We start from the raw sequence: 13,837 nt of genomic DNA, 5'->3' as shown, positions 1-13,837 counted from the left end.
ATCACCGCGAATCACCCCGCATTACCGCTTTCCACTTACCGCGCGGCCGGGTCGCCACCGAGAATGCCCCCGGCTGGAGCGAGCGGCAGGACACTCGCGCCCACGGCGTCAAAGGTGAGCCGATTGGCCGCCCACCCCTCCCCCGCCAGCAGCGCGACCTTGTCGGCCGCGCTCTGATCGGCCAGTGCGAGCACCGTGGGGCCCGCACCGGACACAACCGCGGGGACGCCATCCGCGCGCAGTCGGTTGACAAGGTCGACGCTCTGCGGCATCGCCGGGGCGCGGTACTCCTGGTGGAGCCGGTCCTCCGTGGCGGGCAGCAACAGCTCGGGACGCCTGGTCAGAGCCTCGACGAGCAAGGCGGCGCGACCGGCGTTCGCGGCGGCGTCCACATGGGGGACGGTACGCGGCAACAGTCCGCGGGCCGTCTCGGTGAGCACCGGCTTCTCGGGTACGAAAACCACCGGAACGACGGAATCGGCGGGCTCCATCCTGATGGCGCGCGCCGCGCCCCCGTCGGTCCAGGCGAGGGTGAAGCCGCCGAGCAGACAGGCGGCGACATTGTCGGGGTGCCCCTCGATCTCGGTGGCCAGTTCGAGCAGGGCGACATCGTCGAGCTTGGCGTCGCCCCCTATGGTCACGGCGCGGGCGGCGACGATGCCGGCGCAGATGGCGGCCGACGACGATCCGAGGCCGCGGCCGTGCGGGATCCGGTTGGCGCAGACGACCTCCAGGCCGCGCGGTTGTCCGCCGAGCAGGTCGAAGGCCGTCCGTAGCGACCGTACGAGCAGATGGCTCTCGTCGCGGGGGAGGGTGGCCGCACCCTCACCGGCGATGTCGACGTGCAGACCGGAGTCCGCGACCCGGACGACGACGTCGTCGTACAGCCCCAGGGACAGCCCGAGGGCGTCGAACCCCGGGCCGAGATTGGCGCTGGTGGCGGGCACGCGCACACGGACGGCGGCGGCACGGAACGCTGGACCGGCCATCGCTCGATGACTCTCCTTGGCTCTGACTGCGAGGGTTATGACTGCGAGATTCGACACGAGATTCGACAGGGGATGAGCCCCCGGGGCCGTAACGGCAACTACACCGCGGCATATGCGACGGGGCGGGTTCGGTACAGCCTATCGAAGGAAGGTTCTGTGGCGACATAGGGCGCACAGGAGGCGCACGATGCGTGTCGCAAGCCTCCCGTGCCCCTGCGTAAGGCGTCGTCCGGCTTGCCGTGCTTTCCGCCTGGGTAGGGCTTCCTCTCCCCCATGGCTCCCCCATGAGTTCTCCGGGGGTTTCCCTAGAGATTCAACGGAGAGGTCGTACGGGCGCGCGGAGGCGGGCCGGCTGAGGACTGTTCCGCCCGTACGCCCGTACGAGTGGAACAGGCCCCGCGCCGGTCCGCCCAAGCGGTCAGCCCGAGCGATCGGCTCAGGCGAGGCCCAGGCGCTCGGCCGCCGCCACCGCGTCCACGGGGACGGTGACCGGCTGCGGCGCGCCCGCGACGGCCCAGTCGGGGTCCTTCAGCCCGTTGCCCGTGACCGTGCAGACGATCCGCTGACCCGGGTCGACCTTCCCGGCCTCCGTCGCCTTGAGCAGACCGGCGACGGACGCGGCCGACGCGGGCTCCACGAAGACGCCCTCCTGCGAGGCCAACAGCCGGTAGGCGCGCAGGATCTCGCGGTCCGTGACCTCGTCGATGAAGCCGCCGGAGTCGTCGCGCGCCGCCAGCGCCTGCTGCCAGGACGCCGGGTTGCCGATCCGGATCGCGGTGGCGATGGTCGAGGGGTCCTTGACGACCTCACCGCGGACGATCGGCGCGGAGCCGGAAGCCTGGAAGCCCCACATCCGGGGGGTACGGCCGGCGAGGCCGTCGGCCGCGTACTCCTGGTATCCCCGCCAGTACGCCGTGATGTTTCCGGCGTTGCCGACGGGCAGCACATGGATGTCGGGGGCGTCGCCGAGCGCGTCCACGATTTCGAAGGAGGCGGTCTTCTGTCCTTCGATCCGGTAGGGATTGACCGAATTAACCAGAGCCACGGGATAATTCTCGGACAGACTTCTGGCCAAATTCAGGCAGTCGTCGAAGTTCCCGTCGACCTGGAGGATCTTCGAGCCGTAGACGAGCGCCTGGCCCATCTTGCCCAGCGCGATCTTGCCCTGCGGCACCAGGACCGCACAGACCATTCCGGCCCGTACGGCATAGGCGGCGGCCGAGGCCGAGGTGTTGCCGGTGGAGGCGCAGATGACGGCCTGCGCACCCTCCTCCTTGGCGCGGGTGATCGCCATGGTCATGCCGCGGTCCTTGAAGGAACCGGTGGGGTTGGCGCCCTCGACCTTGAGGTACACCTCGCAGCCGGTGCGCTCGGAGAGGACCTGCGCCGGGACGAGCGGCGTACCGCCCTCACCGAGCGTAACGACCGGCGTCGTGTCCGTCACCGGGAGCCGGTCCCGGTACTCCTCGATGATGCCGCGCCACTGATGGGTCCCTCGCTGGGGGCCGTTGGTCGTCATGGGTCCCTTACTCCCCTTCAACACGCATGATGCTGGCGACACCGCGCACGGTGTCGAGCTTGCGCAGCGCCTCGACGGTCCCGGAGAGGGCCGCGTCGGGCGCGCGGTGGGTGACGACGACGAGCGAAGCCTCGCCGCCGCTGTCCGGTCGCCCCTGCTGGCGCACGGTGTCGATCGACACGCCGTGCTCGGCGAAGACCGTCGCGACCTGGGCGAGCACACCAGGCTTGTCGGCCACGTCGAGACTGATGTGGTAGCGCGTCACCACGTCGCCCATGGGGCTCACGGGCAGTTGGGTGTACGCGGACTCGCCCGGTCCGGTGGACTCGGCGAGCTTGTTGCGGCAGACGGCGACCAGATCGCCGAGTACCGCGGACGCGGTGGGCGAACCGCCCGCGCCCGGACCGTAGAACATCAGCTGCCCGGCGGCCTCGGCCTCGACGAAGACGGCGTTGTACGCCTCGCGGACGGAGGCGAGCGGGTGGCTGAGCGGGATCATCGCGGGGTGCACCCGCGCGGTGACGGACCGGCCGTCGGCGGCGCGCTCGCAGATGGCGAGGAGTTTGACGGTGCAGCCCATCCGGCGGGCGGAGGCCATATCGGCGGCGGTGACCTCGGTGAGGCCCTCGCGGTAGACGTCGTCCAGGCGTACGCGGGTGTGGAAGGCGATCCCGGCGAGGATGGCGGCCTTGGCGGCGGCGTCGAAGCCCTCGACGTCGGCGGTGGGGTCGGCCTCGGCGTAACCGAGCGCGGTGGCCTCGTCGAGCGCCTCGGAGTAACCGGCCCCGGCGCTGTCCATCCGGTCGAGGATGAAGTTGGTGGTGCCGTTGACGATGCCGAGGACACGGTTGACCTTGTCGCCGGCGAGGGACTCGCGCAACGGCCTGATCAGCGGGATCGCCCCGGCGACGGCGGCCTCGAAGTAGAGGTCGCGGCCGTACCGCTCGGCGGCGGCGTAGAGGGTGGCACCGTCTTCGGCGAGCAGCGCCTTGTTGGCGGAGACGACGGACGCGCCGTGCTCGAAGGCGGTGGTGATGAGGGTGCGGGCGGGCTCGATGCCGCCGATGACCTCGATGACGACGTCGATGTCACCGCGTTTGACGAGGGCGGTGGCGTCGGTGGTGATCAGCGCGGGGTCGATGCCCTCACGGACCTTCGACGGCCGCCGCACGGCCACCCCCGCCAGCTCCACGGGGGCGCCGATCCGGGCGGCGAGGTCGTCGGCGTGCGTCGTCATGATGCGCGCCACCTCTGAGCCGACCACTCCACAGCCCAGCAGCGCCACCTTCAGCGGACGCGTACGCATCATCCGACCTCACTTCTCAATACTTCTACGGTGTGGACCAGTCTCACTCACCGGACGGAAGTTTCTATCCCCCGTCCGGTATGCGAGACATCTATCTCAATTAACCGACGTCCAGACGCAGGAGATCTTCCTCCGTCTCGCGCCGGACGATCACGCGCGCCGCGCCGTCGCGGACCACCACCACGGGCGGCCGGAGGGCGTGGTTGTAGTTGCTGGCCATGGAGCGGCAGTACGCGCCGGTCGCGGGCACCGCCAGCAGATCGCCGGGCGCGACATCGGCCGGGAGGAACGCGTCCTTGACGACGATGTCGCCACTCTCACAGTGCTTGCCGACGACCCGGGCGAGCATCGGGGCCGCGTCGGAGGTGCGGGAGACCAGCGAGACGCTGTACTCGGCGTCGTACAGCGCGGTGCGGATGTTGTCCGACATGCCGCCGTCGACGCTGACATAGGTGCGCAGCCCCTCCAGCGGCTTGACCGTGCCGACCTCGTACAGCGTGAAGGCGGTGGGGCCGACGATGGCGCGGCCGGGCTCCACGGAGATCCGGGGCACCCGCAGGCCCGCGGCCTCGCACTCCCGGGTGACGATCTCGTGGAGCGCCTTGGCGATGTGGTGCGGTTCGCGGGGGTCGTCGTCGGGGGTGTACGCGATCCCGAGGCCGCCGCCGAGGTCGATCTCGGGCAGTTCGACGCCGTGCTCGTCCCGGACGTCGCGCAGCAGTCCGACGACCCGGTGCGCGGCGACCTCGAACCCGGAGGTGTCGAAGATCTGCGAGCCGATGTGGGAGTGGATGCCGATCAGGTCGAGGGAGTCGAGCCCGAGCACCCGGCGCACGGCCTCGGCGGCCTGCCCGCCGGCGAGCGGGATGCCGAACTTCTGGTCCTCGTGGGCGGTGGCGATGAACTCGTGGGTGTGCGCCTCGACACCGACGGTGACCCGGATCTGGACGCGCTGACGGACGCCGAGGCCCTCGGCGATGTGCGCGACGCGCACGATCTCCTGGAAGGAGTCGAGCACGATGCGGCCGACACCGGCGCGGACGGCGCGCTCGATCTCCTCGGGGGACTTGTTGTTGCCGTGGAAGGCGATGCGGTCGGCGGGCATTCCGGCGTCGAGGGCGGTGATCAGTTCACCGGCCGAGCAGACGTCGAGGTTGAGCCCCTCCTCGTGGAGCCAGCGCACGACGGCCCGGCTCAGGAACGCCTTCCCGGCGTAGAACACATCGGCGTCCGGGCCGAAGGCGTCGGCCCAGGCGCGGCAGCGGGCCCGGAAGTCGGCCTCGTCGAGGACATAGGCCGGAGTGCCGAACTCCTCGGCCAGCCGGGTGACTTCGATACCGCCGACGGTGGCGACGCCGTCGGCGTTCCGACCGACGGTCCGGGCCCAGACCTTGTCGTGGAGGACATTGAGGTCGGCGGGCGGGGCCGAGTAGTGACCCTCGGGGTACACATCGGCGTGGCGGGGCCCGGCGGGGTGGGCGGAGCGGCTCATGGTGTCTCTCTCACAGATGTTCGGGTGCGCTGATGCCGAGCAGGGACAGGCCACCGGCCAGCACCGTCCCGGCGGCTTCGGCGAGCGCGAGCCGGGAGCGGTGGGCGGCCGTGGGTTTCTGATCGCCGGAGGGCAGCACGGTGTGCTGGAAGGCGAGCAGAGCGTCCGCGGTGCTCTCCAGGTGCCGGGCGAGCCGATCGGGCGCGCGCAGCCGGGCGGCGGAGGCGAGAACGCCCGGGTAGTCCCCGACGAGGTCGTCGAGCGGGGTGTCGACATACTCCAGCGGCGCACCGGTGAATCCGAGCCGGGCGGCCCCGCGGGTGAGGGCGTGGGCGCGGGAGTGGGCGTACTGGACGGTGAAGAGAGGGTTGCTCTCGTGCTGGCGGAGGAACCGGGGCCCCGGCCGGGGGCGGTCGTGGGCGGCGACGGAGAGCAGCGCCCAGCGGGTGGCGTCGGGACCGGTGTCCCGGCCGCCGTCGGGGTACGGGGGGGCGATGTCCTGCGGTCTGTCGCCGTGCCGGGGGCTGTCGCCGTGCCGGGGGCCGTCGGCTTCCTGGCGGACGTGGCCGTACGGGGCGCCTGAACGCTCCTCCGCGGCCGGCTGTTCCTGCGGGCCCGGGTGTTCCTGCGGGCTCGGCTGTTCCTGCGGGCCATGCGGGCCCGGCTGTTCCTGCGGGGCCGGGTGTTCCTGCGGGCCCGGGTGTTCCTGCGGGCTCGGCTGTTCCTGCGGGCCATGCGGGCCCGGGTGTTCCTGCGGACCCGGGTGTTCCTGCGGGGCCGGGTGTTCCTGCGGGCTGGGGCGCTCCTGCCGGCCCGGCTGTTCCTGCTGGCTGCGGACCAGGGCCGCGACCGCGTGTGCCCAGAGCAGGTGGCGCGGCTCCCGGTGGTCGGGGGGCGTGGTGGGCCGGGCCGTCCCCGCCCACCCGTACGACGTCCCCTGCTCCAGCACGCTCCGTACGACGGCCCGCTGGGAACCCCGGTCCAGGGTGATGTTGAGGAATCCGGGTCCGGTGACCTCGACGGCCGCGATCGCGGGGTCACGGGCGATGCGTGCCCGCAGGGTCTCGGCGATCGCGCGGGCGGGCTGTCCGGCCGGGCCGGCGAGGCGCAGCGCGATATTGGTGGCGTAATCCCCGCGGCCTCCGGGGCGGGGCCGCTCGACCCGGACGCTCTCCGGGACCGGCGCCCGCAGCGCACCGTCCGCCACCGCACGGCACACGGCGTGCAGCACGGTACGGGACAGCTCGGCGGGGGTCACAGGACAAGCGTAGGGGAGGGAGGGGGGCAGGATGCGAACCGGTTTCGCCATCCGGTCAGGCGCGGGTGCTCCCGGCCCGCCCGGCCTCATGCCTGCCGTCCAGGGACGGCGGGCCCTCCCGACGTGTCAACTGCCGTACGAGACGGATCAGCTCGGCGGGCTCGAAGGGCTTGGCGAGGAAGGCGTCGACTCCCGCGGCTATGCCGCTCTCCACTTCGTACTGCGTGCACGCGCTGATGATCGCGACGGGCAGATGGCTGGTGAGCGGGTCGGCCCGCAGGTGGGCGGCGGTACGGAGGCCGTCGAGCCGGGGCATGACCACATCGAGGGTGACGACATCGGGCCGGACGCGCTGGACGACCTCCAGGCACTCGACACCATCGGCCGCGGTCACGACCTCGAAGCCCTCCAGCTCAAGGTTGACCCTGATCAACTGCCGGATGACCCGGTTGTCGTCGACAACGAGCACACGGCCGGACGCGCCTGACACAACTTGAGGGTAGGTCGCGAGCCGGGGCCGCGTCCGGGTTTTCCCGACTTCCACCCCGCGCGGGCGACGCACGGGGTGCGCGGCGGGGTGGCGCCCCGGCCCCCGCGAGCCTCCGCGCGACACCTCGCGCGGACCCTGAAATACCTGTTCACGGGGACCCTGTGGGAGCTGGTAGGGTTCTACCCGTCACCGCAACGGCCCCGGCCAAGCGGGACGGAACGCCCCCGTAGCTCAGGGGATAGAGCAACGGCCTCCGGAGCCGTGTGCGCAGGTTCGAATCCTGCCGGGGGCACTTCAGCAAGGCTGGCACCGCAAGGTCGCTGAATCGCTGACGTGCCGAGAAAGAAGACCTGGACCCAGTACCACTGGGTCCAGGTCTTCTTCGTTGTCCACCACGGTTCGCGAGTGAGTGGCGAGTGGGTTTTCAGCGGGGCCGAACAATCACCCGGCAGCCCACGAAAGCCGCCGCTGGGGCGTGCCACTCCCCCGCATCCCGCCGGTACGGGGTGACCGGCCGCACGCCGACCTGTGCTGTGTGTCGAATCGCAGCACCTACGACGGAGGTGCCCCCGCTACGCAGCGAGGTGGCGGATTCCCGCCCGGCTCGCAGCAATTGCCGTGGCCTGGATCCCGACGACCTCGACGGCGACGCCCCACGCCTCAAGCATCTTGGCCGTCTGCACAAGGGTGACCTGGGAGAACGGGAACAGCGTGTCGGCGGTGAGGTCGGTTCCGCTCTTCAGCAGGATCGCGAAGACGACCTTCGACGGCCGGAAGCCGTCCGGCAGGGGCCGGCCGGGCCGGGCCGCGGCCACCTTCCGCCGGAACCCGTCCGCGGCATCCGGCGCGTGCACCAGGGTCTGAACGGAGACCACGGACTGACCGAACAGATGGCTCAGCGCGTCGGAGCCCTTGGCCCTCTTCACCATGATCAGGACATTGTCCGGGCTCAGCAGGTCGCAGATCTCCACGCCGTTGCCCCGGTGCAGCGCGGTCCGGACGTTGTCACGGTCGAAGCAGACGTATCCGGGCCGCAGGTCGGGCACCGACTTGTTGTAGTCCCGCTCCGCATCCCCGAGCGCCCAGGCCGGAAGGTCGACCGAGTGCGTGCCGGGGATGAGCCGCTCCACCTGCGAGCGGATCGCTTCCAGGTACGCCACACCGATCTCGTACCACTCCCCGTCCAGCAGGAAGAACCGGCGGGCACCGAGCGCCACCTCCGCCTCGATCCACCGCAGCACGCTCGACGTCCAGAGGACGTCATGCTTCTCCGCCCGGGTGTGCGCGTAGAGGGTGACGGTGCCGTCCCGGAGCGCGGCGAAGCGCGCTCCCGCCCTCTGCACCCGGGCCCGGCTGAGGACGTACTCCAGGCTGAAGTCTTCGGTGAGGCGCGCCTCCGGGCTGTGCACCTTGGTGGCGAATGCCTGGGCGGCGCCGTAGTCGTCCCAGTGATCGGAGGGGACAGCGACCCCGATACGTCCGTCGGGCACCTCGCCCAGCATGTCGTCGAGCCGCTGCTCCAGCCTCGTGACGAGGTCGGCGTCCTTGACCGGGACGATGTGCTCGACGAACTCCAGTTCCGGAGCCGGGACCTCGTCCCGAAGGACGCGGGTGATGGCCCGGATGTCCGCGACCAGGTCCGCGGCGTCGATACCGAGGCGCATCCGCAGTCCGGTACCGCCCTCGACGCTGGAGATCTTCGTACGGTCGTCCTGGGCGATCGTCAGCTGGATGCCGTCCAGCCTGCCGCCCAGCCGCCGCACGATCTGCGCGTGCTCCTGGACGCCCAGGCTCCAAACCGGAGCGCCACCCGGCACGAGGGTGATGTCGGTCCGGCCGCCGCCCGGCCTATGGGAGACCATGTCCCGGATCTGGGCGGGGTCCACCCTGCGGATCACGAAACTCAGCCCGAACCGCCGGTCCTTGACCCGGTCGGGCACCAGGCGGAAGCCCTGGTCGTAGCCGATGGCGTACACCTCGCCGTCGACCACGAGCATCAGCAGCCCAGCCGACCGGTTGACCGGCCGCGACACCTCGCACCCGGTCGTGCGGTTGATCTCGCCGCACCAGCTCGCGACCGACTGCTCGAAGCTGCCGGTGACCAGCAGCGCCGGAACGCCCAACCAGTCCTCCGGGAAGTGCAGTTCCGCATCACCGGCTTCGAGCCGAGCCGGGTCGAGGACGTCGAACATCGCGTCAACCGTGGGTGCGACACCCGTGAGCCGGTACAGGGTGCGCTTGGACGTGCCGGAAGTACTGGTGGCCATGGTGCCGCTCCATGCGGTTCGACGTGCTGTGGGCAGGGGGAAGCCCGGGAGACCCGGGGAAGCCGAGCGAAAGCACAATCATTAGAGCGGCAACTGAAAGCACTGTCAAATGCTTCCCATCGATCAGGCATCGATATAGAGTGAAGCCGTCCAGCATGCCCACCCGCCCTCACGTCACCAGGCAGGAGCCCATGAACCAGCAGGCCAGTGTCCTCGTGACCGCCGCCGACATCTCCCGGCTGGCCGGAGTCACCCGCGCCACGGTCAGCAACTGGCGTCGTCGGCATCCGGACTTTCCGGCCCCTGCGGGAGGCACGGACACCAGCCCTGCCTACGATCTCGACGCCGTACGCGCCTGGCTCTTCGCCCGCGGCCAATTGCCCGAGGACACGTCGGCGGACCGGCTTCGAGCAGCGCTGCGCACCCACCCCAACGGCGCCGAGCTGGCCCTGTACCTGCTCCCCGTAGTGCTCGCGGTTGCCCGGGTGGACCGGAGAGAACGCGAAGCCCTTCCCGAATTGCCTGACGACGCTCTGCTGCGCTGGGTCCGGTCAGCTGCGGACGGCGGAGCCCAGGGCACCCCGGGAGCCGAGGACGCGGCATACTCTCCCGAGGCAGCCGGGCCGCTGAGAGTTCTGTTGCAGTGCGTCATCACGGATGGCGCCGAGGCTGCGACGGATGTCCTGGCCGAACGACTGCTGGAGGACACGGGGGGCACCGGCACCTACCTCACGCCGCGCCCCTTGGCCGAGCTCATGGCCCGGCTTCTGACCAACAGTGCGGGTGCTTTCCCCGCGAGCGTTCTCGACCCCGCGTGCGGTACCGGATCGCTGCTCGCCGCTGCGGCATCCGCCGGGGCGGCGGCACTGCACGGCCAGGACGTCCTGGCCGCCCAGGCCGCCCAGGCCGCCGTGCGTCTCCGGCTGAGCGCCCCTGAGGCGGCCATCACCGTACGTACGGGAGACAGCCTGCGCTCCGACGCCTTCAAGGGCCTCACCGTGGGCGCCGTCCTGTGCAATCCTCCCTACGGAGTCCGTGACTGGGGGCATGACGACCTGGCGTACGACCAGCGCTGGGCCTACGGCGTGCCGCCCAAAGGCGAGCCCGAGCTCGCCTGGGCCCAGCACTGCCTGGCCCACCTCACTCCCCGCGGCCGTGCCGTGCTGCTCATGCCGCCCGCCGTCGCGGAACGCACCGCCGGCCGGCGCATCCGGGCTCAGCTCGCACGCGACGGAGCCCTCCGCGCGGTCGTCTCACTTCCTCAGGGCGCGGCCACCCCGCTCCACATCGGCCTGCACCTATGGGTACTCGAGAGCCCCGAGCCAGGGGCTGAAGCCCCGGGTACGGTCCTGCTCATCGATGCCGCCGCCGAGATTCGAGATCTCGACTGGGACGCCGTCAGCGAGACAGTGCTTTCAGCGTGGCGGCTCTACCTCGACGACCAGGACGGCTTCACGGGGGCCCCGGGTGTCGCCGCCGCCATACCGGTCACCGACCTTCTGGACGAGGCCGTGGATCTGACCCCGGCCCGCCGCATCCAGACGGCTTCCCGGCAAGCACTCCGCCCCGCCCTGGTGGCCCGGCAGGCATCGGAGTTGTACGACCAACTCCGTCAAGGGGCGACAGATCTGGTCGGCCTCAGCGCCGACGGCGACTGGCCCCCGGCCGACGACCGGCCCCGCGACTGGCGCACCGCAACGGTCGCGGACCTTCTGCGCGGCGGCGCTCTCACTCTGCTCCACACCGCGCCCCCGGGCCGCCGGACCCGTAGCGGCCAACCGCAGCCTCGGCCCGAAGCAGAACCCGGCGCACGGCCGGCGCTCACGGCTGCCGACCTCTTCGAGAGCCGGCCCGCCTCCGGAACGGCAGCGGACCTTCCCACCGGCGTCCCCCTCGCCTCGGTCCAGGCAGGTGACGTGCTTCTCACGGAGATCCTCCGCGTGGGACGCACGGCCGTGGCCCGGGTCGTCGAACCGGGCGAGGCGGGCTGCTCCCTCGGACCCCATCTACTGCTGTTCCGCCCGGACCGGCGCCGGCTCGACCCGTGGTTCCTCGCCGGGTTCCTCGCGGCGGAGCAGAACATCAGCGCCGCCGCCACCGGCACATCCCTCGTCCGGGTGGACCCGCGACGCCTGCGCGTTCCCCTGCTCCCGCTCGCCGAGCAGCAGCGCTACGGCACCGCCTTCCGCCGCCTTCATGAATTGCGTACGGCCGCCCGCCGGGCCGACCGGGCCGCCGAGGACATCACCCGTCTCCTCGGCACCGGCCTCACCGGCGGCGCACTGTTGCCCGACGGTCACGGATCGGCGTGAAAGGCGCGGCCCGGCACCGCGAACGACCAGACTTGACGTCTCCGTCCCGCTGGGGCGGCGAAGCGAACACCGGAAGGACTCCGTTGAACAGCAGTAAGCACACGGAACTGGCGAACCACGCATGGTCGGTCGCCGACCTCCTGCGAGGTGACTACAAGCAGTCCGACTACGGCAAGGTGATCCTGCCGTTCACCGTGCTGCGGCGCCTGGAGTGTGTCCTCGCCCCGACCAAGGACAAGGTACTGGAGGCCGCCGCCCGCTTCCAGGACCAGGACATCAACCCCGACCGCTTCCTGCGCAAGGCGTCCGGCCACAGCTTCTACAACACCAGCTCCTACACCCTGAAGGCCATCGCGGGCGACGCCTCGCACGCGGCGAAATACCTCAACGAGTACTACGGCGCCTTCTCCCCCAACGCGCGGGAGGTCCTGGAGCGGTACGACTTCGCCCAGCAGATCAAGCGGCTGGACGCGGCGGATCTGCTGTACCAGGTGGTCGGACGATTCGCCGACCTCGACCTGCGGCCGGTGAAGAGGGACGCCGACGGCGAGGTCGTGCTCGACAAGGACGGCAGGCCGGTCGAGATCGTCAACAACCACCAGATGGGCTACACCTTCGAGGAACTGATCCGGCGCTTCGCCGAGCAGTCCAACGAGACGGCCGGTGAGCACTTCACACCCCGCGAAGTCATCCGGCTGATGGTCAATCTGCTCGTCGCGCCGGACAGCGACGCCCTGGCCCTCCCGGGCACCGTTCGCACTGTCATGGACCCGGCCTGCGGGACCGGCGGCATGCTGAGCGCGGCCGAGGAGCACATCACGCACCTCAACCCGGACGCCACCGTCAAGGTCTTTGGCCAGGAACTCAACAGCGAGTCCTGGGCCATCTGCCGGTCAGACATGATGATCAAGGGGCAGGACCCGGAGAACATCAAGTTCGGCAACTCCTTCAGCGACGACGGTCACGCCGGAGCCACCTTCGACTATCTGCTGGCCAACCCGCCGTTCGGCGTGGAGTGGAAGAAGGTCAAAGACGCGGTCGAGGGGGAGCACGAGCGCCTCGGCGAGAGCGGGCGGTTCGGAGCCGGCCTGCCGCGTATCAACGACGGCTCGCTGCTCTTCCTCCAGCACATGATCTCGAAGATGAAGCCGGTGGATACGTCGGGGTCCGGCGGCAGCCGCATCGCGATCGTCTTCAACGGCTCCCCGCTGTTCACGGGCGCCGCGGAGTCGGGTGAGTCCAGGATCCGTCAGTGGATCCTGGAGAACGACTGGCTGGAGGGCATCGTCGCCCTGCCCGACCAGCTCTTCTACAACACCGGCATCTCCACGTACTTCTGGGTGCTCAGCAACCGCAAGGCCAGGGACCGGCGCGGCAAGGTCGTCCTGTTGGACGCGCGCGATTACTGGAGCAAGATGCGGAAGTCGCTCGGCAACAAGCGCAAGGAACTGGGCGAGCAGCACATCTCCGAGATCACCAGGCTCTACACAGAGGCGCTGGCGGTCCTCGACGCGGCGGAGAAGGACGGCGGCCACGACCTCGCCGACCGGGCCGAGAAGATCAAGGTCTTCCGCAACGAGGACTTCGGGTACCACCGGATCACCGTCGAACGGCCGCTGAAGCTCCGTTTCGAGGTGACGGAGGAGATGCTGACGGCCCTCACCGCGTCGAAGCCGATCACCCGGGCGACTGATGCCGAGGCATTCGCGGCGGCGCTGCGCCCGCTGGTCGGGAAGTCGTGGACGGCGAAGTCCGACGCGTGGATCGACCTCAAGGACGCGGTCGTCGCGGCCGGCCATATGTGGCCGACGGGTGCGCCGTTCGGCAAGGCGCTGCGGGAGGCGGTCGGGGTCCGGGACCCGGAGGGCGAGGTCCAGCGCGTCAAGGGGGAGCCGGAACCGGACCCGGAGTTGCGGGACTACGAGAACGTGCCGCTGGGGGAGGGCGTGGAGGAGTACTTGCGGCGGGAGGTGCTGCCTCATGTACCGGACGCGTGGATTGATCACAGCAAGACGAAGGTGGGGTACGAGATTCCGTTCACGCGGCATTTCTATGTGTACGAGGCGCCACGCCCGTTGGCAGAAATCGACGCGGAGTTGAAGTCACTGGAGGCAGAGATCCAGAAACTGCTTGGGGAGGTTACGGCGTGAGCACCGTTCTCGGAATTCCCCTGCCGGAGAAGTGGGTAGCGTCACGACTTAAAC

General features: G+C 70.4%; 9 protein-coding genes and 1 tRNA gene. 3 read left to right on the top strand and 7 right to left on the bottom strand.

Annotation, left to right across the window (positions count from 1 at the left end):
* Nucleotides 1–35 precede the first annotated feature (35 nt).
* The 6 genes from thrB to ACH4S7_RS17260 all read right to left on the bottom strand — a co-directional run bounded on the left by thrB (nt 36) and on the right by ACH4S7_RS17260 (nt 7,054).
* A complete protein-coding gene (thrB, locus tag ACH4S7_RS17285) occupies nt 36–989 on the bottom strand; it encodes a homoserine kinase (RefSeq protein WP_398522030.1) in 954 nt (317 codons plus the stop codon).
* A gap of 436 nt (nt 990–1,425) precedes the next feature.
* A complete protein-coding gene (thrC, locus tag ACH4S7_RS17280; RefSeq protein WP_398522029.1) occupies nt 1,426–2,508 on the bottom strand; it encodes a threonine synthase in 1,083 nt (360 codons plus the stop codon).
* Nucleotides 2,509–2,515: 7 nt separating this feature from the next.
* Nucleotides 2,516–3,817, bottom strand: a complete 1,302-nt coding sequence (locus ACH4S7_RS17275) for a homoserine dehydrogenase (RefSeq protein WP_398522028.1) — start codon at nt 3,815–3,817, stop codon at nt 2,516–2,518.
* Between the two features lie 97 nt (nt 3,818–3,914).
* Nucleotides 3,915–5,306: a diaminopimelate decarboxylase gene (lysA, locus tag ACH4S7_RS17270; protein ID WP_398522027.1), complete on the bottom strand. Its 1,392-nt coding sequence runs from the start codon at nt 5,304–5,306 to the stop codon at nt 3,915–3,917.
* Between the two features lie 10 nt (nt 5,307–5,316).
* Nucleotides 5,317–6,564, bottom strand: a complete 1,248-nt coding sequence (gene nrtL, locus ACH4S7_RS17265; RefSeq protein WP_398522026.1) for an ArgS-related anticodon-binding protein NrtL — start codon at nt 6,562–6,564, stop codon at nt 5,317–5,319.
* 55 nt (nt 6,565–6,619) lie between these two features.
* Nucleotides 6,620–7,054: a response regulator gene (locus ACH4S7_RS17260; protein WP_398522025.1), complete on the bottom strand. Its 435-nt coding sequence runs from the start codon at nt 7,052–7,054 to the stop codon at nt 6,620–6,622.
* 220 nt (nt 7,055–7,274) lie between these two features.
* Between ACH4S7_RS17260 and ACH4S7_RS17255 the strand changes: the two genes are divergently transcribed.
* Nucleotides 7,275–7,346, top strand: a tRNA-Arg gene (locus ACH4S7_RS17255).
* Nucleotides 7,347–7,626: 280 nt separating this feature from the next.
* On the opposite strand, the gene ACH4S7_RS17250 is transcribed toward ACH4S7_RS17255, so the two are convergent.
* Nucleotides 7,627–9,321 carry a TIGR04141 family sporadically distributed protein gene (locus ACH4S7_RS17250; RefSeq protein WP_398522024.1) on the bottom strand — a complete coding sequence of 565 codons (1,695 nt, stop codon included), beginning with the start codon at nt 9,319–9,321 and terminating at the stop codon, nt 7,627–7,629.
* A gap of 191 nt (nt 9,322–9,512) precedes the next feature.
* Between ACH4S7_RS17250 and ACH4S7_RS17245 the strand changes: the two genes are divergently transcribed.
* Together ACH4S7_RS17245 and ACH4S7_RS17240 are read left to right on the top strand one after the other, a co-directional pair.
* Entirely contained in the window at nt 9,513–11,633 is a 2,121-nt protein-coding gene (locus ACH4S7_RS17245) for an N-6 DNA methylase (protein ID WP_398522023.1), read from the top strand.
* 83 nt (nt 11,634–11,716) lie between these two features.
* On the top strand, nt 11,717–13,783 hold the full coding sequence (locus ACH4S7_RS17240) for an N-6 DNA methylase (protein ID WP_398522022.1): 2,067 nt from the start codon (nt 11,717–11,719) through the stop codon (nt 13,781–13,783).
* Nucleotides 13,784–13,837 lie beyond the last annotated feature (54 nt).

The sequence above is a fragment of the Streptomyces sp. NPDC020965 genome (assembly GCF_044333555.1).
Taxonomy (GTDB): Bacteria; Actinomycetota; Actinomycetes; order Streptomycetales; family Streptomycetaceae; genus Streptomyces.
Note: the sequence above shows the minus strand (reverse complement) of the source record. Positions and strands in the feature narration are given on the sequence as shown.